The following is an 18,580-nucleotide window of genomic DNA, read 5'->3' as shown; positions in this document are numbered from 1 at the left end:
CCGGACCGGGGCGGAACCCGGGCCTGACACCGGTGTTAATCGCCTGAACGCCGGCTCGCAAGACGCGGTGTCCGGCCTTGGCGGTTGACAGCCCATCGGCCGCGCGCCAAGCACAGCGACGTAACCCGGTCCCAAGACAGTCCGAACTGGAGGCTTCCATGAGCTATGATCCCAACGATCCGAACCGCCCGAAACCCGGCACGGGTCACAAGGAGACCTATGTCGAGCCGGTCGAGCGCAAGTCCTCGGCGCTGCCGCTGATCATCGGTGTGCTGCTGGCTCTGGCGCTGGCCTATTTCGTGCTGCAGCGGTTCATGGCCGATGACACGACCATCGTCGATGGCGACACGACCACGGTGACGACGACCGAGGACACGCCCGATCCGGTCGAGGCGCCCGCCGTCGTGGCCGAGCCCGATGCCGAGCCCGACACGGCCGAGATGGAGGCCGAAGCCGCTGCCGACAATGCCGCTGCCGATGCGGAAGCGGCCGCCGAGAGTGCCGCCGAAAGCGCGTCGGAAACGGCCGATGACGCGGCAGATGCCACCGGTTCCGCGGTCGATGCGGCCGGCACGGCTGCGTCGAACGCCGCCGATGCGGCGTCGGACGCGGCGAGCGATGCCGCCGATGCGGTCGAGGATGCCGTGACCGTCGACGAACCCGCCACCGAGACCGAGGCCGAGATCGACACGCCGGCGCCCGTGGCGACGCCTGACGCCACCGAGACGCCGGCCACCGAGACCCCGGACGTGGTCGAGACCCCCGATGCGGCTGAAGCCGAGACCGATACCGAGACCACCACGGTTCCGATCGAGCCGGTGACCGAGGATCCGGCGACGGACGACGCCACGACGGATGACGACGCGACGACGGCGCCCGCCCCGGCGAACTGATCGGTTCCGCCGACCGCAAGACGGCCCGGATGCAGCATCATCCGGGCCGTTTTCATATGGGCCGCGCAGGATGCGGCAATCGTGACGTCACGTCGGCCTTCGGTCGTGCCTGTCGCAGCCGAACCTTGTGAAATAATCTTTCCCGATGCTATGTGTCGTTCAATTGCAGGAACCACGACATGCGGGGGGCATTGGAAGCCATGAAGATTGGCGCTTTGAAAGAGAGCTTCGAGGGTGAGGCCCGCGTGGCGATCACGCCCGGCTCTGCGGGGCATCTGGGCAAGCTGGGACACGAGGTTCTGGTCGAAAGCGGCGCAGGCGCGCGGGCCGGATTCTCTGATGACGAATATCGCCGTGCGGGCGTCACCGTCTGCGCGACGGCGGCCGAACTGATCGGGGCGGTCGACGTGCTGGCCAAGGTCCGGCCCGCGACCGAGGCCGAGATCGGGCAGATGCGCGAAGGGCAGACGCTGATCTCGTTCTTCTATCCCGGGCAGAGCGCGGACCTGCTGGCGCGCGCCAAGGATCAGGGCATCACCGCCATCGCCATGGACATGGTGCCCCGCATCAGCCGCGCGCAGAAGATGGACGCGCTATCCTCGATGGCCAATATCGCGGGCTATCGCGCGGTGATCGAGGCCGCGAACAATTTCGGTCGCTTCTTCACCGGGCAGGTGACGGCGGCGGGCAAGGTGCCCCCGGCCAAGGTGCTGGTGGTGGGCGCGGGCGTCGCGGGTCTGGCGGCCATCGGCACATCCGTGTCGCTTGGCGCGCAGGTCCATGCCTTCGACGTGCGCCCCGAGGTCTCCGAGCAGATCGAATCGATGGGCGCCGAGTTCGTCTATCTGGAATTCGACGAGCCCGCGCAGGACGGCGCCGCGACGGGCGGCTATGCCGCGCCCTCCAGCCCTGAATTCCGCGAGAAGCAGCTGGCGCGGTTCCGCGAACTGGCCCCGCAGATGGATATCGTCATCACCACGGCGCTGATCCCCGGGCGCGACGCGCCCAAGCTGTGGACCGCCGACATGGTCGCCATGATGAAGCCCGGCAGCGTCATCATCGACCTGGCCGCCGAAAAGGGCGGCAATTGCGAGCTGACCGTCCCGGACGAGCGGATCGTGTCCGAGAACGGCGTGGTGATCGTTGGCTATACCGATTTCCCCTCGCGCATGGGCGCGCAGGCCAGCGAGCTTTATGGCAACAACATCCGCCATTTCCTGCACGACCTGACCCCCAAGAAGGACGGCGTGATCCATCACAACATGGAGGATGACGTGATCCGGGGCGCCACCGTTGCCCATGACCACGACATCACCTGGCCGCCCCCGCCGCCCAAGATCGCGGCCATCGCAGCGCAGAAGCCCAAGGAAAAGAAGAAGGAGCTGACCCCGGACGAGCGCCGCGCCGCCGAGGCCGCGGCCTTCAAGGCCGACACGGCCAGCCAGATCAAGCTGCTGCTGGGCGGCGGTCTGGTCGTGCTGCTGATCGGGCTGGTCGCGCCCGCCAGCTTCATGTCGCATTTCATCGTCTTCGTGCTGGCCTGCTTCGTCGGCTTCCGGGTCATCTGGAACGTCGCGCATTCGCTGCACACGCCGCTGATGGCCATCACCAACGCGATCAGCTCGATCATCATCCTGGGCGCGCTGATGCAGATCGGCTCCGGCTCGGGCTGGGTCATGGTGCTGGGCGCGCTGGCGGTGCTGATGGCGTCGGTCAACATCTTCGGTGGCTTCATGGTCACCCGGCGCATGCTTGCCATGTTCCAGAAGTCGTAAGGGGTCGGGACAATGGAATACGGATTCACCACTGCGGCCTATGTGGTCGCCTCGGTCCTGTTCATCCTGTCGCTTGGCGGGCTGTCGGGACAGGAAAGCGCCAAGCGCGCCATCTGGTACGGCATCGTCGGCATGGCGCTGGCCGTGCTGGCCACGCTGTTCGGCCCCGGCGCGGGCAACTGGTTCCTGTCGCTGGTCATGATCGCGATCGGCGGCACCGGCGGCTGGATCGTCGCCAAGCGCGTGCAGATGACCGAGATGCCGCAACTGGTCGCCGCGATGCATTCGCTGGTCGGTCTGGCCGCGGTCTTCGTGGGCTTCAATGCCCAGATCGAGTTGGGCCGCGTGATGCGCGCCGCGCTGAGCGAAGTGCCGGTCGTCTTCACGGGCTTTGCCGCCCTGCTGGCCAGCCGGACCCCGGCCGAGATCGCCATGCTGAAGATCGAGGTCTTCCTAGGCATCTTCATCGGCGCGGTGACCTTCACCGGGTCGGTCGTGGCCTTCGCCAAGCTGTCGGGCCGCGTCGACGGCAAGCCCAAGAAGCTGCCGGGCGGGCACATGCTGAACGCGGGCGCCCTGGCGCTGTCGATCCTGCTGGGCATCCTCTACTTCACCGGCGTCGGCCCCGCGATCCTGTGGCTGGTGATCATCACGCTGCTGGCCTTCTTCATCGGCTATCACCTGATCATGGGCATCGGCGGCGCCGACATGCCGGTCGTGGTATCGATGCTGAACAGCTATTCGGGCTGGGCGGCGGCGGCCATCGGCTTCACGCTTGGCAACGACCTGCTGATCGTGACCGGCGCGCTGGTGGGCTCGTCGGGCGCGATCCTGTCCTACATCATGTGCAAGGCGATGAACCGCAACTTCGTCAGCGTGATCCTGGGCGGCTTCGGCGGCGAGACGGGCCCTGCGGCGGCCATCGAGGGCGAGCAGATCGCCATCGATGCCGACGGCGTGGCTTCGGCGCTGAACGAGGCCGACAGCGTGGTCATCGTGCCGGGCTATGGCATGGCGGTGGCGCAGGCGCAGGGCGCGGTCAGCGAGCTGACCCGCAAGATGCGCGCGGCGGGCAAGACGGTGCGCTTCGCGATCCACCCGGTCGCGGGCCGACTGCCCGGGCACATGAACGTGCTTCTGGCCGAGGCCAAGGTGCCCTATGACATCGTGCTGGAGATGGACGAGATCAACGAGGATTTCCCCTCGACCGACGTCGTCATCATCATCGGCTCGAATGACATCGTGAACCCGGCGGCGCAGGACGATCCGAACAGCCCCATCGCTGGGATGCCGGTCCTCGAGGTCTGGCGCGCCAAGCAGGTGTTCGTGTCCAAGCGCGGGCAGGGGACCGGCTATAGCGGCATCGAGAACCCGCTGTTCTTCAAGGACAACACCCGGATGTTCTATGGCGATGCCAAGGACAGCATCAACAAGCTGCTGCCCATGATCGACTGACCCTCTGCGGGACCCACGACACAGGCCCGCCGGATCCGTCCGGCGGGCCTTTTGCTGCCTTGCGCCCGGTCACGGGCCGGGGTCAACTGCGCCAAAGGATCGGGGGACAAGGTGATGGGACCGGCAACGGAACATCCGCTGCGCTATGCGCTGGTGAACGAACTTCATGCACGGCCCTCGCCCCGGATGGCGGCTCCCGCCACGGCGGTCTTCGTCGCCTTCAAGGAACCGCAGGACGCCGCCACCCGCGACCGGTCCCGCGACATGGCGCATCTGTCCGAACTGGTTTCGCGCCATGGCGGTCCGCGCCCCGATCCCGAGGACAGCCATTACCAGGGCCGGCAAGGGCGCCATGACCTGAAATGGGAAAGCCACACCGAATTCGTGACCTATATGGCCACGACGCCCGGCCTGCCGATCCGGCCCTTCGATCCGTCGGCGGCGGCGATCTTCTCCGAGGACTGGCAGCGCGCCGCGCCGGGCAAGCGCGTGGCGGCGGTCATGGTGCAGGTGGACCTGCTGCCCGACGATCCCGCCGAGGTGCTGGAGCGCATCGGCGGCTGGTTCGCCCGCGACAGCGTGGCGGCGATCTGGGTGCTGGACGAGGCGGCGGTGGTGGCGGGCGATTTCCGCATCGACGCCGATGGCTGGATGCGCTTTGCCGTCTTCGTCCGACCCGGCACCTCGGAAGGGCGCACGGGGCGGCTGGTGCACCGGCTAGTCGAGCTGGAGACCTATCGCGCCATGTCCATGCTGGGCCTGGGCCGGGCGCGCGGCCTCAGCCGTCGCCTGAACGAGCTGGAGCCGCGCCTGACCGCGATCCTGGACCAGATGGCCGACGAGACGCTGCCCGCCGAACAGCTGCTGCACGAGCTGCTGGCCGTCTCGACCGAGCTGGAGGCGCAGGCGGTCCAGCATTCCTTCCGCTTCGGCGCGACCTCGGCCTATGAGGCGATCGTGCATGACCGCATCGGCACGCTGCGCGAGACGCGGTTCCTGGACCGGCAGATGCTGTCCGAGTTCATGCGCCGCCGCTATCAGCCCGCCATGCGCACGGCGAAATCGGCCGAGCTGCGGCTGGCCACGATCCGCGAGCGTGCCGCCCGCGCCTCGGAACTGCTGCGCACCCGCGTCGATGTGGAACGCAGCGCGCAGAACCAGAAGATCATGCACCGGATGGACCGCCGCGCCGACCTGCAGCTGCGCCTGCAGCACACGGTCGAGGGGCTGTCGGTGGTCGCGATCAGCTATTATGCGGTGGGGCTGCTGGGCTATGCGCTGGCGCCGCTGGCCGGGGCGTCGGGCCTCGACAAGACGGTGCTGGTGGCGGTGCTGACGCCGCTGACGGTGCTGGCGGTCTGGGGCGCGATGCGCCGCGTGCGCAAAAGCCTGCATGCGGCGGGCGGGGATGATTTGTGACTTGCGATGCGCCGGAGGGGCCGTGATAACCACGGGGCAGCCCCTCGAAAGGACCTTTCTCATGCGCCTGACCCTTGCCTTGCTGGCGACCCTTGCCCTGACGGCCTGCGGCGTCCCCTTCGTGCCCCTGATCTGACGAGGAAACCATGGCCAAGTCCCTGACGATGTTCGGTTTGTCCCATTGCTCGACCTGCCAGAAGGCGCAGGCGGGGCTGGAGGAGCAGGGCTGGACCGTCGCCTTCCGCGACGTTCAGAAGGAGCCCCTGTCCGAGGACGAGCGGCGCGCGCTGGTCGAGGAGTTCGGCGACAAGATCATCAACCGGGCCAGCCTGACCTGGCGCGGCATGTCCGAGGACGAACGGGCGGCCGATCCGGTCGCGATGATGGGCGAAAAGCCGAGCGTGATGAAGCGGCCCGCCATCCGCGCCGGCGAAACGGCGACGCTTGGCTGGACCGCCAATGTCAAGCGGGCCTTCGGCGTCCCGGTCTAGGACCGGGCCCGTCCAGAGGCGCGGGGCAGGGGCCTTCAGCCCTTGCGGCTGGCCAGCGAGGCGATCAGCGGGCGCACGCCGCTGAGGTCGTAGCCGGCCTTGTCGGCGGTCTGCAGGATCTCGTCCTCGGGCAGCCGTCCGGCCTGGTTCAGCGCCCAGAGGACCGTGCTGCGATTGCCCGAGCGGCAATAGGCGATGACCGGACCCGCGCCCGACACCGCATGACCGAAATCCGCGATCAGCTGCGGGGTGATCTGGCCGGGCTGGAAGGGCAGGTAATGATACTGCATCCCGGCCTCGGCGGCAGCGGCGGCCATCGCCTCGTGGTCGATCTCGGCGCCGACCTCGTCATCGGGGCGGTTGTTGACCAGCACCTTGAAGCCCGCCTCGGCCAAGGCGGGGACATCGTCGGGCAGGATCTGCGCAGAGACGGCAAGGGTCGGGGTCAGTTGGCGCAGGTCCATGGGCAAGCCTTTCATGAAGGTGTCATGCCGACCTGCAGGCTTTCCCCGTGTCTTGTCAAGCCGGCCCCCGACATCTGGGCAAGGGGCCGCCCGCGCGGTGGGCAGAGGCGCCCTCAGGCGAGGGCCGCCTCGGCGATCAGGCCCGGAAGCTGGTCGAAGCGGTCGAAGACCGCCTGATGCGGCAGATCCGCGATAGGGGTCGTCCGGTAGCCCTGCGAATAGATCAGGAAGGGCACCGGCACGGCGGCCGCGCAGTGCGCATCGAACTCGCTGTCGCCGACATAGAGCGCGCGGGGCCGGTCGCCGGTCGCGCCCAACTGCGCCAGCGCCAGCCGCAGCGGCGCGGGGTCGGGCTTGCGCTGCGGCAGCGAATCGCCGCCGACGACGACCGGCAGCAGGCGGCTGAGGCCGAAATGCTCCAGCACGACCCGGGTGGGCGCCATCGGCTTGTTGGTGCACAGGCCAAGCGGATGGCCGGCCTCGGCCAGAAGCCCGAGCGCCTCCAGCGCGCCGGGATAGAGCCGCGTCAGCGCCGTCGCATCGTGATAGCGTGTCATGAAGGCGGCGATCAGCACCCGGCGATGCACCGGATCGATGGCGCAGGCGGCGATGATCCGTGTCCACAGCACCTCGACCCCGCCGCCGATGAAGCTGCGCACCCGGTCCAGCGACAGAAGGGGCAGGTCATGTTCGCGCAGCACCGCGTTCACGCAGGCATGGATGTCGGGAGCGCTGTCGATCAGCGTGCCGTCCAGATCGAAGACGATGGGGCAGGGTCGGGTCATGTCAGGCAGCCTTCCATTTGATCGAGCATCCCATCGAGGCCACCTGGTCGCGGGGCCCGGATCCGGTCTCGGCAATCATCATCATCGCCTCGTACAGATCGCGGCGCGCCTCGGGCGGGGCCGGCGCGCGACCCGACGCATCCAGCCGCCCGCGATACTGCAACCGGCCTTGGGCGTTGTAGCCGAAGAAATCCGGCGTGCATTCGGCGCCATAGGCCCGGGCGACCTGTTGCGTCTCGTCATGCAGATAGGGAAACCGGAACCCGGCGTCACGGGCCAGCTCGGCCATCTGGGCCGGGCCGTCCTGGGGATAGGCGCTGGCATCATTGGACGAGATCGCCACGACGCCGATGCCCTGATCCATCAGCGCATGTGCATCCCGCACGATCCGGTCGAGGATGGCGCGGACATAGGGACAATGGTTGCAGATGAACATGATCAGCGTGCCACGCGGTCCCGCCACCTCCGCCAGCGTCAGGACCTGTCCGTCGCCCGCAGGCAGCGCGAACTCATGCCAGGCTGCGCCGAAATCACAGACGGGTGGCGAGACGGCCATGCTATTCTCCTGAAGATGTCGGGACGATCTTGGAAGACCAGCCGGACGGCAGCAAGCTGCAAATTGGTCGAACGGGGAACGGGGATATGTCCTGATATGACATAATACAGATTATTCCACAAATAGTTTGTAGAACCAAAGTAGGATTGTCGCGAACTGGCAAAGTTGATTTGTCGCCTCTTCCCTGACGGATGACGCTGCGCTGAGCAGCATCGCACGAGGGCTTTCGACATGGGACTTGTTCTGATGAGCGAACACGAGCTTCAACGCATTGATGTGCTAGCGCAGGTGCTGGATGGCAGCCTGCGCACGGTCACGGCAGCGCATGTCTTGAATCTGAGCCAACGCCAGGTGCAGCGGTTGATCCGAGAAGTTCGTGCTGAGGGCGCATTGGCCGTGCGCCACAAACTGCGAGGCCGTCCCTCCAGCAACCGCATCAGCGATCTGAAGCGCGACTATATCCTGTCGCTGATCCGCACCAACTACCCGGATTTCGGCCCGACACTGGCCACGGAGATGCTGGCCGAACGGCATGGCATCCATGTCTCGTCGGAAACGCTGCGCAAATGGATGATAGCGGATGGGATCTGGAAGAGCCGCGCGCAACGGCGCCGCGTGCATCAGCCCCGATTGCGGCGTGAATCCCTGGGTGAGTTGATCCAGATCGACGGCTCGGAACACCGCTGGTTCGAGGATCGCGGTCCCGCCTGCACCTTGCTGGTCTTCATTGACGATGCGACCGGAACTCTCATGCAACTGCGCTTCGTGCCCTCGGAATCGACCGAGAGCTACTTTTCATCCCTGTCAGATTACCTGCACGACCACGGACTGCCGGTAGCCTTCTATTCCGACAAGCACAGCGTCTTCCGCGTGAACCGCCCCGAGCCCCGGAGCGGGCACGGGATGACGCAATTTGGCCGGGCGCCCTGCGAGCTGAACATCGAGATCCTCTGCGCGAACAGTAGCCAGGCCAAGGGCCGCGTAGAGCGCGCCAATCGGACACTGCAGGACCGGCTGGTCAAGGAATTGCGGCTGGCCGGGATCAGCGACATAGAGGCGGGCAATGCTTTCCTGCCGGGCTTCATCGCGCAGCATAACCTGCGCTTTGCCCATCCCCCTGCCCGGCCCGACAACCTCCATCGGCCCCTCAATCTGCCCGCGTCGCGCCTGGCCGAGATCCTCTGCGTTCGCGACCAGCGGCAGGTCGGAGCGAGCCTCGTGGTGCATTACGAGCGCCGAAAGTTCATTCTCGATGACAGCGAGCATGCGCGCAGTGCGATCGGCTGATATGTCGAGACCTACGCCTATGCAGACCGGCCTTTCGAGATCCGATGGAAGGGTATTGCGCTACCCTATCGCATCTTCGATCCTGCGCAGCAGCGGGTTACCCATGCCGCCGTGACCGAGAACAAACGCTTAAGCGAGGTTTTGGCCCATGTAATGGCCGGGCAGGAGGTTGCCCCCCCGAAGGTCGGACCAGTTGGCAAACAGCGCAGCCGCTACGCGCTGAAGGGGAACGCGCATCGCGGCAGAAAGGGATGGGTCGAAAAGCGCGCCGAGCGTCGCGCGGCGGACGCTCTCGTCATGCCCTCACCGCCAGCAGAATGACCGTGTCAGTGTGGAGGTAAATTATCGGTAGTGGCACTTGCAATCGCCGCCACCGCCACCGCCGGCCCCATCCCTACGGCCCTTGATGGAGAGAGCGGGCCGGGGCCGGCTCAGCGCCTATCCGCACCGGCAGCGACATTTCTAAATGGCGGAACACGCGACGTTTTAACTTGGTGACAACATGATGCAGAAGGGCCGGGCCCTCTTCTCCATTGCGCCAGATCGACGTCTGGCAGCCTTTGACAGTCAAGGATGTGTGGCCATACATCCCGTCATCTCGCCTCCGGTTTCGACACGCTGTGGCTCACCCGGTCACGCGCCCAGAACCAGCTTGACCGCGATGGCCCACATGACGATCGCGATGACGGCTTCCAGGATCCGCCAGGCCGCCGGGCTGGCAAAGATCGGGCGCAGCCAGGCCGAGCCATAGCCGAGCGAAAAGAAGAACAGAAACGAACCCGACACCGCGCCTGCCGCGAAGGAGTCCGTATTCCCGACAAAACGGGTCGAAATTGTGCCCAGTAGAACGACCGTATCCAGATAAACATGCGGGTTCAGCCAGGTGATGGCGAGGCACGCCAGCACGGTCCGGCCTAGTCCCGCGGCCGGACGTTCGGTGCCGATGACCAGCGCCTCCTGCGACCGCAGCGCGGCCTTCAGGCTTCGTGCCCCGTACCAGATCAGGAAGGCCGCGCCTGCATAGCGCATGACCGGCGCCAGCCAAGGCAGCACCTGCGCGATTTAACCGAAGCTGGTCACACCCAGCAAGATCAGCAGCGCGTCCGAGACGGCACAGGTCAGGCAGACCGCCAGGACATGCTCGCCCCGCAGCCCCTGGCGCAACACGAAGGCGTTCTGCGCACCGATCGCCAGGATGAGGCTGAGACCGGTCAGCAGGCCGGTCATGAAGACGCTCAGGTTCATCCGGGCCACCCTGTTTCACGACAGGATCCGCTTTACCGGGTTTGACGGCCTGAGGAAAAGCCCTTCTTGCCACCTTGAAAAAGCCCCGACCCCCAAGGGGCATGGCTGCCCGGTTCGGGAACCTCCGGCTTGGTTGCGGCGTCTGTCTGCAGGAGAAACAATCTGTTCAGATAAGGATCACCCTCATGACCTCTGCAAAAGCCGGACTTCTTGTTGCAATTCTGGCCCTGTCGGCCTGCGGGACCACGGTCGGCGAGCGCGCGGCGACGGGCGGTCTTGGCGGCGCGGCTGTCGGCGGGCCGGTCGGCGCGGCCGTCGGCGGCACCGTGGGTGCGGTCAGCGCCACCCAGTAAACGGCACCCCACGCGGATGCCCGACGGCCGTGCCCCCCGGGGCGCGGCCGTTTCCGTGTCGGCCTTGCGGGGGGCCGCACCATCCCCTACATCTGAGGCAAGCACAGACAAGGATCCCCTCATGGCCATGGAAGCGCATGATATCGAAGCCCTGATCAGGGTCTCGTTCCCCACCGCCAAGATCACGATCACCGATCTGGCGGGCGACGGCAACCATTACGCCGCCGAGGTCATCGACGAAGCCTTTCGCGGCATGAACCGGGTGCAGCAGCAGCGCGCCGTCTATGCGGCCCTGCAGGGCAAGATGGACGGCCCCTCCGGGGAACTGCACGCACTGGCCCTGACAACCAAGGCGCCCGACTGACCGCACCCTGCCCCGCCATAGATTTCCGGCCTGCCTCGGGCAGGTCCTTGACCGAGAAAAAGGAGTGTCATGATGAGTGACGTGACCAACCGTATCCAGGGTATGATCGACAGCAATGATGTGGTGCTGTTCATGAAGGGCACCAAGGAAATGCCGCAATGCGGATTTTCCAGCCGCGTCGCGGGCGTGCTGAACTATATGGGCGTGCCGTTCCAGGATGTGGACGTGTTGTCGGATGCCGATGTCCGTCAGGGCATCAAGGAATTCTCGGACTGGCCGACCATCCCCCAGCTTTACGTCAAGGGCGAGTTCGTCGGCGGGTGTGACATCATCACCGAGATGACCCTCTCGGGCGAGCTGGACCAGCTGTTCTCGAAGCAGGGTGTGGTCTTCGATCAGGCGGCGGCGGACAAGATCCGCGAAGCGAACGCCTGATCCGAGATCTGCAAGCCGGATGTGAAAAAGGGCGCCATTGGCGCCCTTTCTCGTCAGATCAGATCGTCGGGATCATAGTCATAGGCCGGATCCGCGTTGCGGCTTTCCTGGATCTTGGCCGCCAGCGTGACGCCGACCGCAAAGGCTCCGAAAAGCTTGGCCATGCTGCCGACGTTGGAGTTCGCCGCCTGCTTGACCTGCTGCGTCCCTGACTGGACGCGACGTCCGGCAGCCTGCCGCGTCTCGCTGTCCAGACCGACCGCACGGACCGTGTCGCGGAACCCGCCAAAGACCGTGCGCTCGGCATCGCCAGCCAGCTTGGTGGCGCGGTACGAGGCCTGATCCATCAGCGAATGGGCCTTGGTCTCGGCCATGTCCACCATGCGCGAGGCTTCGGTCCGGGCCCGTGTCACGGCGGCATCGGTCGCCAGAGACACGCGGGCCTCGACTTCGCGCTTCAGATCGTCGGTCGTCGGCATCTCATGCTTGCGACGCGACGAGACGGCGATCAGGATGCCCGCGATCAGAAGAAGCGCGCCCCCCACGGCCAGCGAGGCCAAGGTCGATCCCCAGTCAAGCTCGTTCGCCAAGAAGGACCAGAGCGCCGCCAGCAGGAAACCCGCCGCGATCAGTCCGGCAACTCCGGCGGCGACCTTGAGAGCCGCGCGCCGTACCGTATCGCCGACAGCCAGTTGAATGCGTCGGGCGAAATCGAACATATGCCCGACCTCAGCGACGCGACATCAGCAGGCCGACGAGGAAGCCGACACCGGCCGCGATGCCCAAGGCCTGAGCCGGGTTGCGACGGACCATTTCGGACACTTCGTCATAACGCTCTTCGGCGTAATGCGCGACCTCATGGGCCTTCTCCTGGCCGGCTTCGTACAGGCGCTCGGCCTCGGCACGGGCCTTCTCGGCATATTCGGCGCTGGTTTCACGGGCGCGCTCGACATACTGGCGGCCGGTTTCCTTGGCGTCGTCGGCCAAGGCTGCACCACGGTCCTTCAGGCGCTCGGCGCCGGAATTGTTGGTCAGGTCGTTCGCGGTCTCGCGCACATCGTCGGCCACGCGGCGGGCGCCGTCCTTCAGGTCGCGCTTGGCCTCGTTGGTTGCGGTCTGAGCGTCGCGCTTGGCGTCGTCGAGGGTCGGGTTCTGTGCCATGGTCTTGTCCTTTCATAGGTGTCTTGTCACCTTCGTCACACAAACAATGGCATGCGTCGGATTGTTCCCGCAGGCGACGAAAATCTTTGCATGAATCGGAAAGAAGGAAGGGCGTGGTAGGGGCGGCCGGACTCGAACCGGCACTCATTGCTGAAACGGATTTTGAATCCGTCGCGTCTACCATTCCGCCACGCCCCCGGCCTTGCCCGAGCGCCCTTCCGGCGGGATCCCTGCGGATCACCCGACGACGCGTAATTCCCGCCGCAGGGATTTGCAAGACAGATGTGGAGCCCCTGCCCCGTTGCGCACGACCCGCGTCAGGCCCGGCCCAGTTTCGCCAGCCGCGCGTCGCGCAGCCGCGCGAAATCGTCGCCCGCATGATAGGACGACCGCGTCAGCGGCGTGGCCGAGACCATCAGGAAGCCCTTGCCATAGGCGGCCTTCTCGTAGCCCGCGAATTCCTCGGGGGTCACGAAGCGGTCGACGCGGTGATGCTTGGGGCTGGGCTGCAGATACTGGCCGATGGTGATGAAGTCGATATCGGCGGCGCGCATGTCGTCCATGACCTGCAGAACGCCCTGCCGATCCTCGCCCAAGCCCACCATGATCCCCGACTTGGTGAACATCGTCGGGTCCAGCTCCTTGATCCGCTGCAGGATGCGCAGCGAATGGAAATAGCGCGCACCGGGCCGGACCGAGGGATAGAGGCCCGGCACCGTTTCCAGGTTGTGGTTGAAGACATCGGGCCGCGCCTCGACCACCGTCTCCAGCGCGCCGGGCTTCGATTTCAGGAAGTCGGGCGTCAGCACCTCGATGGTGGACGCGGGCGACCGGTGGCGGATCGCGCGGATGGTCTGGGCGAAGTGATCCGCCCCGCCATCGTCCAGATCGTCGCGGTCGACGCTGGTGATGACGACATGGTTCAGTCCCAGCTTGGCGACCGCATGGGCCACGCGGCCCGGCTCGAACGCGTCCAGCGATGTGGGCTTGCCGGTGGCGACGTTGCAGAAGGTGCAGCCGCGCGTGCAGATCTCGCCCATGATCATCATGGTGGCGTGGCCCTGGCTCCAGCATTCGCCGACATTGGGGCAGCCCGCTTCCTCGCAGACGGTGGACAGGCGGTTCTCGCGCAAGAGATCGCGCGTCGCCTTGTAGCCCGCCGAGGTCGGCGCCTTGACCCGGATCCAGTCCGGCTTCTTGGGCTGGGCCTGGTCGGGACGGTGCGCCTTTTCCGGGTGACGCTGATCTGGGATGGTGAGGTCGCGCAAGGTCGTGGTCCTTTCGGTCGCGGTTCCTGCAGAAATAGGCTGTTTCCATCCAGTTGGCAACGCATGGCCGGGGCGTGCCTAACATGGCTGCCATGCAAGGTCCCCGATCGGCCCCGATCGCGCAGCTGCGGCATTGCCGTCGCCGCGCTGCGGCATTATCTTTTTCCCGAAGGGAGGAGCCTTCGCATCGCGCCGCCGATGCCCCTACAGACAGGAGCCCCGATGACACCCGGATCGAAACTGCCCGACGTCACCTTCCGCACCCGCATCCGCGACGCCGCGCTGGACGGGCCCAATCCCTTCCGCTGGCAGGACATGACCACCGCCGATTACTTCGCCGGCAAGCGCGTGGTGCTGTTCTCGCTGCCCGGCGCCTTCACGCCCACCTGCTCGACCTATCAGCTGCCCGGCTTCGAGAAATCCTTCGGCCAGATGCAGGATCTGGGGATCGACGCGATCTATTGCCTGTCGGTCAATGACAGCTTCGTCATGAACCAATGGGCCAAGGCGCAGAACCTGCAGAACGTCACCGTCATCCCCGACGGCTCGGCCGAGTTCACCGACCGCGTCGGCATGCTGGTGCGCAAGGACAATCTGGGCTTCGGCCCGCGCAGCTGGCGCTATGCCGCCGTCATCGACGACGGCGTGGTCGAGGCCTGGTTCGAAGAGCCGGGCCGCTGCGACGATTGCGACGAGGATCCTTATGGCGCCACCGCGCCCGAGGCGGTGCTGGCTTGGCTGCAGACCGCTCGGGTGTCCGAACCCGCCTGAGACCGCCTGCCTGAAGCGAAGGGGCCGCCACTGTCGCGGCCCCTTTGTCATGCCTGCGGATCGCCCCCCAGCAGCGGCTGCGCCGCCGCCCGCAGGACCTGCGCCAGATCGTCGAACCATCCCTGCGCCGGGGTCGAGGCACGGCGCATCAGCATCACCTGCCGCGCGGGTTGCGGCTCGGCGAAGCGGATCGCGGTCAGGCCGGGGGCGGCCGCCAGTTCCTGACGCCGCGCGATCTCGGGCAGGAAGGTCAGCCCCATCCCCTGCGCCGCCAGACGGCACAGCGTCGCCAGCGAGGCCGCGCCCAGATCCAGCCGGGCGCTGCGCCGGTTCAGCCCGCAGACCTCCAGCGCCTGATCGCCCAGGCAATGCCCCTCGTCCAGCAGCAGCAGCTGGCCCGGATCCAGCGCGCCCGGGGCCACGGCGCGGGCATGCAGGTCGGCCACCCGCGAAGCGCTGCCCGCCAACAGGAAATGGTCGGTGAACAGCGTGACCGCCTCGACCCGGGCATCCTCGGGGGGGCTGGCCACGACGATGGCATCCAGCCGGCCCTGCGCCAGTTCCTCCAGCAGGCGCTCGGTCTGGGCCTCGCGCAGATGCAGGTCGCGGCCGATGTCGCGGGCGCGCAGGACGGGCAGCGCCTCGGGCAGCAGATAGGGCGCGACCGTGGGGATCATCCCCAGCATCAGCCGGCCGCCCTGCCCCGGGCGCCGCAGCCCCTGTTCCAGATCGGTCATCGCCTGCAGCACCCGCAGTGCATGGGCCTGCAGCGCCCGGCCCTGCGGGGTCAGCACGACGCCCGAGGAGGTCCGCTCGACCAGCGTGGCGCCCACCACATCCTCCAGCGCGCGAATCTGCATGGACAGCGCGGGCTGGCTGACATGGATCGCCTCGGCCGCGCGGGTGAAATGCGCGGCATCGGCCAAGGCCAGGAAATAGCGCAGCTGGCGCAGGGTGATGTTCATAAGGGGACCTGATCGGTTCAAGCAGAATTACCGATTTCTGTTTATCGCCCGGATGGGTCATGGTGCAACCAATGAATTCAACCACAAGGGAGCCTCTCATGAGCCAGAACGATCCGTCCGGCCGCCCGCGCATGACCACCACCGCAGGCGCACCCATCGCCTCGAACCAGAACAGCGAAACGGCCGGTGTGCGCGGCCCGCTGCTGATGCAGGATTACCAGCTGCTGGAAAAGCTGGCCCACCAGAACCGCGAGCGCATCCCCGAGCGTGTCGTCCACGCCAAGGGCTGGGGCGCCTTCGGGACCTTCACCGTCACCAACGACATCAGCCAGTACAGCTGCGCCTCGATCTTCTCGCAGGTCGGCAAGACGACCGACATGCTGGCGCGCTTCTCGACCGTGGCCGGCGAGGCCGGGGCGGCCGACCATGAGCGCGACGTGCGGGGCTTCTCGCTGAAGTTCTACACCGACGAGGGCAACTGGGACATGGTGGGCAACAACACGCCCGTCTTCTTCGTCCGCGACCCGCTGAAGTTTCCCGACTTCATCCACACGCAGAAGCGTCACCCGCGCACCAACATGCGCAGCCCGACCGCCATGTGGGATTTCTGGGGCCAGCAGCCCGAATCGCTGCACCAGGTGACGATCCTGATGTCGGATCGCGGCATTCCGCAGGACCCGACCTTCATGAACGGCTATGGCAGCCACACCTATTCGCTGTGGAATGCCGCGGGCGAGCGCTTCTGGGTCAAGTTCCACTTCAAGACCCAGCAGGGCCACCGCCATTTCACCAATGGCGAGGCCGCCGAGATCATCGGCCACAACCGCGAGGGGTATCAGGAGGCCTTGTTCGGCAAGATCGAGGACGGCCAGTTCCCGCGCTGGAAGATGATGGTTCAGGTCATGCCCGAACTGGACGCGGAAAAGACCCCCTATGATCCGTTCGACCTGACCAAGGTCTGGCCGCATTCCGACTATCCGCTGATCGAGGTCGGCGAGGTCGAGTTGAACCGCAATGCCGACAACTATTTCGCGCAGATCGAACAGGCTGCCTTCAGCCCGTCGAACAAGGTGCGCGGCATCGGCTATTCGCCCGACAAGATGCTGCAGGCCCGCGTCTTCAGCTATGCCGACGCGCATCGCTATCGCTTGGGCACGCATTACGAGCATCTGCCGGTGAACGCCGCGAAATCCCCGGTGCATCACTATCACAAGGACGGGTCGATGAACTTCTTCGGCCACAAGTCGGGCAGTTCGGACGCCTATTACGAGCCGAACAGCTTCGGTGGCGCCGTCGAGGATCCGTCCTTCGCAGAGCCGCCGCTGCGGATCTCGGGCGAGGCCGGGCGCCATCCGCACCAGCAGCAGATGGACGACTATACGCAGGTCCGCGCGCTGCATGACACGGTGCTGACCGAGGAGGAGCGCGAGCGCCTGTACAAGAACCTCGCCGCCGCGATGGAGGGGGTGTCCGACGAGCGCATCCTGGATGTCGCGCTGGCGCATTTCGACGCGATCAGCCCGGCCTATGGGGCGGGCATCCGTCAGGCCCGCGCCGAGATGGCAGAACGCCACCGTCACGCGGCGGAATAACCGCCGCGTGACCTGTTTCACGAGTGTCGGTTTAAAAGGGGCGCCCCACGGGGCGCCCCCTGTTCGTTCAGCCGATCAGCGGACGGCCCTTGCCGTAGGTTTCCAGATAATGCCGCTCCAGCCGCATCAGGGCCAGGCGCAGCACGATCTTGCCCGAGCGGGCCGACCAGCCGAAGCGCCGCTCTGTCATCTCGATGCCCTCCAGAAAGCAGCAGACCCGCAGCACGATGTCGCCCAGCCCCGGTCCCAGATCGCGCAGGGCCAGCGCCACGCGGTCGCGGGCCTTCTCGGATCCGCCGCAAAATCCTGCACCGCCCCGCGACACGTCGATTCCCGCCGTCATGAAGCCGTCCCAGTTCTGCGTGACCCGGGGCCCGATCTGCGCCAGCTCGAAATCCTCGCGCAGCCGCTCGCCTGCCGAGACCAGCTCCGCACTCAGGAAGGGCTGCCCGTCCGTATCGCGCCGCCGGGCCAGCACCAGAAGCGGGCTTTCCGCGATGTTGACCCGGGCATGGCGGCGCCGCCCCGTCTCGGGGTCCTCGATCACCCGATCCTCCCAGACCCGATGGCTTTCGGCGGGGGCGAACTCGGCCTGCGCTTCGGCCATGCCGGGCGGCAGGGCTGCCGGTTCGGGACCGACCCGTTCGGCATCCGCGAAGGCCGCCGGGCCCGGGACCGCATTGCGCTGGCGGGGCGAGCGCAGCATGTCGCGCAGCGCCGCGCGTCCCGCCGGGGCGATGACATAGCGCTGCAGCCGCCCGCCCGTCCGGGTCTGCACGACCCAGCCCTTTAGCGCCATGCCCTCGGCCAGGGCGCGGTCCAGCACGGCGGTACGGATGTCGTTGCGGGTCACGATGGCCTTGTCCATGCCGGGCGCCGAGGCCATCGCCGCACCCGGCTCGGCCAGCCGCCGCAGCACCCGCAGCGCCTGCCGGTCGTCCTGGGCGCTGTTGCGCGGGGGCCGGGGGGTCAGGGCGGCATCGACCAGCGGATCGTCGCGCCGCGCCTCGAACCGACGGACGCGGCGCAGGATGGTCGAGGCATGACAGCCGGATTCGCGGGCCAGCGCCCGGATGGGCACGCCCTGTTCGACATGGCGCAGGTAGAGGCGGGCATCCTCGGTCATGTCGCAGGGCGCGTGCTTGCCTTGGCCGGTCCCGGAAAGCGGCGCCGCGACATCCGGGCAGGGTGCGAAATCACCGGTGGATATGGTCATGTCAGGTCCCTTGTCGTCCTCGGGCTGCCAGGCTGGAAGGGCAACCCTGGGTTGTATGGCGTTCTGTGCCGAACAGGATGTCTCT

18 protein-coding genes, 1 tRNA gene and 2 pseudogenes are annotated in these 18,580 nt (G+C 66.7%); 11 read left to right on the top strand and 10 right to left on the bottom strand.

The window, feature by feature from the left end; genetic code table 11:
• Positions 1–158 precede the first annotated feature (158 nt).
• From FA743_RS01480 to FA743_RS01460, 5 genes are all read left to right on the top strand, one after another.
• Positions 159–893, top strand: a complete 735-nt coding sequence (locus FA743_RS01480; protein ID WP_211242178.1) for a hypothetical protein — start codon at positions 159–161, stop codon at positions 891–893.
• Positions 894–1,093: 200 nt separating this feature from the next.
• On the top strand, positions 1,094–2,668 hold the full coding sequence (locus FA743_RS01475; protein ID WP_136884102.1) for a Re/Si-specific NAD(P)(+) transhydrogenase subunit alpha: 1,575 nt from the start codon (positions 1,094–1,096) through the stop codon (positions 2,666–2,668).
• 12 nt (positions 2,669–2,680) lie between these two features.
• Positions 2,681–4,123: an NAD(P)(+) transhydrogenase (Re/Si-specific) subunit beta gene (locus FA743_RS01470; protein ID WP_136884101.1), complete on the top strand. Its 1,443-nt coding sequence runs from the start codon at positions 2,681–2,683 to the stop codon at positions 4,121–4,123.
• Between the two features lie 114 nt (positions 4,124–4,237).
• The gene (locus FA743_RS01465) at positions 4,238–5,542 is read left to right on the top strand and encodes a DUF3422 family protein (protein WP_136884100.1); all 1,305 of its coding nucleotides are present in this window, start codon (positions 4,238–4,240) and stop codon (positions 5,540–5,542) included.
• A gap of 146 nt (positions 5,543–5,688) precedes the next feature.
• On the top strand, positions 5,689–6,033 hold the full coding sequence (locus FA743_RS01460; protein ID WP_246054774.1) for an arsenate reductase family protein: 345 nt from the start codon (positions 5,689–5,691) through the stop codon (positions 6,031–6,033).
• 35 nt (positions 6,034–6,068) lie between these two features.
• Here the strand turns inward: FA743_RS01460 and FA743_RS01455 are convergent, their stop codons facing one another.
• The 3 genes from FA743_RS01455 to FA743_RS01445 all read right to left on the bottom strand — a co-directional run bounded on the left by FA743_RS01455 (position 6,069) and on the right by FA743_RS01445 (position 7,838).
• Positions 6,069–6,497, bottom strand: coding sequence for a protein tyrosine phosphatase family protein (locus FA743_RS01455; protein ID WP_136884099.1), 429 nt, complete (start codon positions 6,495–6,497; stop codon positions 6,069–6,071).
• Between the two features lie 113 nt (positions 6,498–6,610).
• On the bottom strand, positions 6,611–7,282 hold the full coding sequence (gene gph, locus FA743_RS01450) for a phosphoglycolate phosphatase (RefSeq protein ID WP_136884098.1): 672 nt from the start codon (positions 7,280–7,282) through the stop codon (positions 6,611–6,613).
• A gap of 1 nt (position 7,283) precedes the next feature.
• Positions 7,284–7,838, bottom strand: coding sequence for a thioredoxin family protein (locus tag FA743_RS01445; protein ID WP_136884097.1), 555 nt, complete (start codon positions 7,836–7,838; stop codon positions 7,284–7,286).
• A gap of 231 nt (positions 7,839–8,069) precedes the next feature.
• Here FA743_RS01445 and FA743_RS01440 point away from each other — a divergent pair.
• Positions 8,070–9,446 (top strand): annotated as a pseudogene (locus FA743_RS01440) (ISNCY family transposase).
• 312 nt (positions 9,447–9,758) lie between these two features.
• On the opposite strand, the pseudogene FA743_RS01435 reads toward FA743_RS01440, so the two are convergent.
• Positions 9,759–10,370 (bottom strand): annotated as a pseudogene (locus FA743_RS01435) (LysE/ArgO family amino acid transporter).
• Positions 10,371–10,555: 185 nt separating this feature from the next.
• Here FA743_RS01435 and FA743_RS20200 point away from each other — a divergent pair.
• The 3 genes from FA743_RS20200 to grxD all read left to right on the top strand — a co-directional run bounded on the left by FA743_RS20200 (position 10,556) and on the right by grxD (position 11,522).
• The gene (locus FA743_RS20200) at positions 10,556–10,723 is read left to right on the top strand and encodes a hypothetical protein (protein ID WP_169308731.1); all 168 of its coding nucleotides are present in this window, start codon (positions 10,556–10,558) and stop codon (positions 10,721–10,723) included.
• 121 nt (positions 10,724–10,844) lie between these two features.
• A complete protein-coding gene (locus FA743_RS01430) occupies positions 10,845–11,087 on the top strand; it encodes a BolA/IbaG family iron-sulfur metabolism protein (RefSeq protein ID WP_136884096.1) in 243 nt (80 codons plus the stop codon).
• Positions 11,088–11,159: 72 nt separating this feature from the next.
• Complete coding sequence (gene grxD / locus FA743_RS01425) at positions 11,160–11,522, top strand: Grx4 family monothiol glutaredoxin (RefSeq protein ID WP_136884095.1); 363 nt, start codon at positions 11,160–11,162, stop codon at positions 11,520–11,522.
• 53 nt (positions 11,523–11,575) lie between these two features.
• Here grxD and FA743_RS01420 read toward each other — a convergent pair whose 3' ends face one another.
• The 4 genes from FA743_RS01420 to lipA form a co-directional block, all read right to left on the bottom strand.
• Entirely contained in the window at positions 11,576–12,241 is a 666-nt protein-coding gene (locus FA743_RS01420) for a phage holin family protein (protein ID WP_136884094.1), read from the bottom strand.
• A gap of 10 nt (positions 12,242–12,251) precedes the next feature.
• Positions 12,252–12,683 carry an ElaB/YgaM/YqjD family protein gene (locus tag FA743_RS01415; RefSeq protein ID WP_136884093.1) on the bottom strand — a complete coding sequence of 144 codons (432 nt, stop codon included), beginning with the start codon at positions 12,681–12,683 and terminating at the stop codon, positions 12,252–12,254.
• Between the two features lie 114 nt (positions 12,684–12,797).
• Positions 12,798–12,881, bottom strand: a tRNA-Leu gene (locus FA743_RS01410).
• A gap of 119 nt (positions 12,882–13,000) precedes the next feature.
• The gene (gene lipA, locus FA743_RS01405; protein WP_136884092.1) at positions 13,001–13,951 is read right to left on the bottom strand and encodes a lipoyl synthase; all 951 of its coding nucleotides are present in this window, start codon (positions 13,949–13,951) and stop codon (positions 13,001–13,003) included.
• 222 nt (positions 13,952–14,173) lie between these two features.
• On the opposite strand from lipA, the gene FA743_RS01400 reads away from it, so the two are divergent.
• Positions 14,174–14,722 (top strand): peroxiredoxin, encoded by a 549-nt coding sequence (locus FA743_RS01400; RefSeq protein ID WP_136884091.1) that lies wholly within the window; start codon positions 14,174–14,176, stop codon positions 14,720–14,722.
• 47 nt (positions 14,723–14,769) lie between these two features.
• Here FA743_RS01400 and FA743_RS01395 read toward each other — a convergent pair whose 3' ends face one another.
• Positions 14,770–15,687 carry a LysR substrate-binding domain-containing protein gene (locus FA743_RS01395; RefSeq protein ID WP_136884090.1) on the bottom strand — a complete coding sequence of 306 codons (918 nt, stop codon included), beginning with the start codon at positions 15,685–15,687 and terminating at the stop codon, positions 14,770–14,772.
• 98 nt (positions 15,688–15,785) lie between these two features.
• On the opposite strand from FA743_RS01395, the gene FA743_RS01390 reads away from it, so the two are divergent.
• A complete protein-coding gene (locus tag FA743_RS01390) occupies positions 15,786–17,279 on the top strand; it encodes a catalase (RefSeq protein ID WP_136884089.1) in 1,494 nt (497 codons plus the stop codon).
• 67 nt (positions 17,280–17,346) lie between these two features.
• Here the strand turns inward: FA743_RS01390 and FA743_RS01385 are convergent, their stop codons facing one another.
• Positions 17,347–18,495: a DUF6456 domain-containing protein gene (locus tag FA743_RS01385; protein WP_136884088.1), complete on the bottom strand. Its 1,149-nt coding sequence runs from the start codon at positions 18,493–18,495 to the stop codon at positions 17,347–17,349.
• Positions 18,496–18,580 lie beyond the last annotated feature (85 nt).

The sequence above is a fragment of the Paracoccus gahaiensis genome (genome assembly GCF_005048225.1).
Taxonomy (GTDB): Bacteria; Pseudomonadota; Alphaproteobacteria; order Rhodobacterales; family Rhodobacteraceae; genus Paracoccus; species Paracoccus gahaiensis.
Note: the sequence above shows the minus strand (reverse complement) of the source record. Positions and strands in the feature narration are given on the sequence as shown.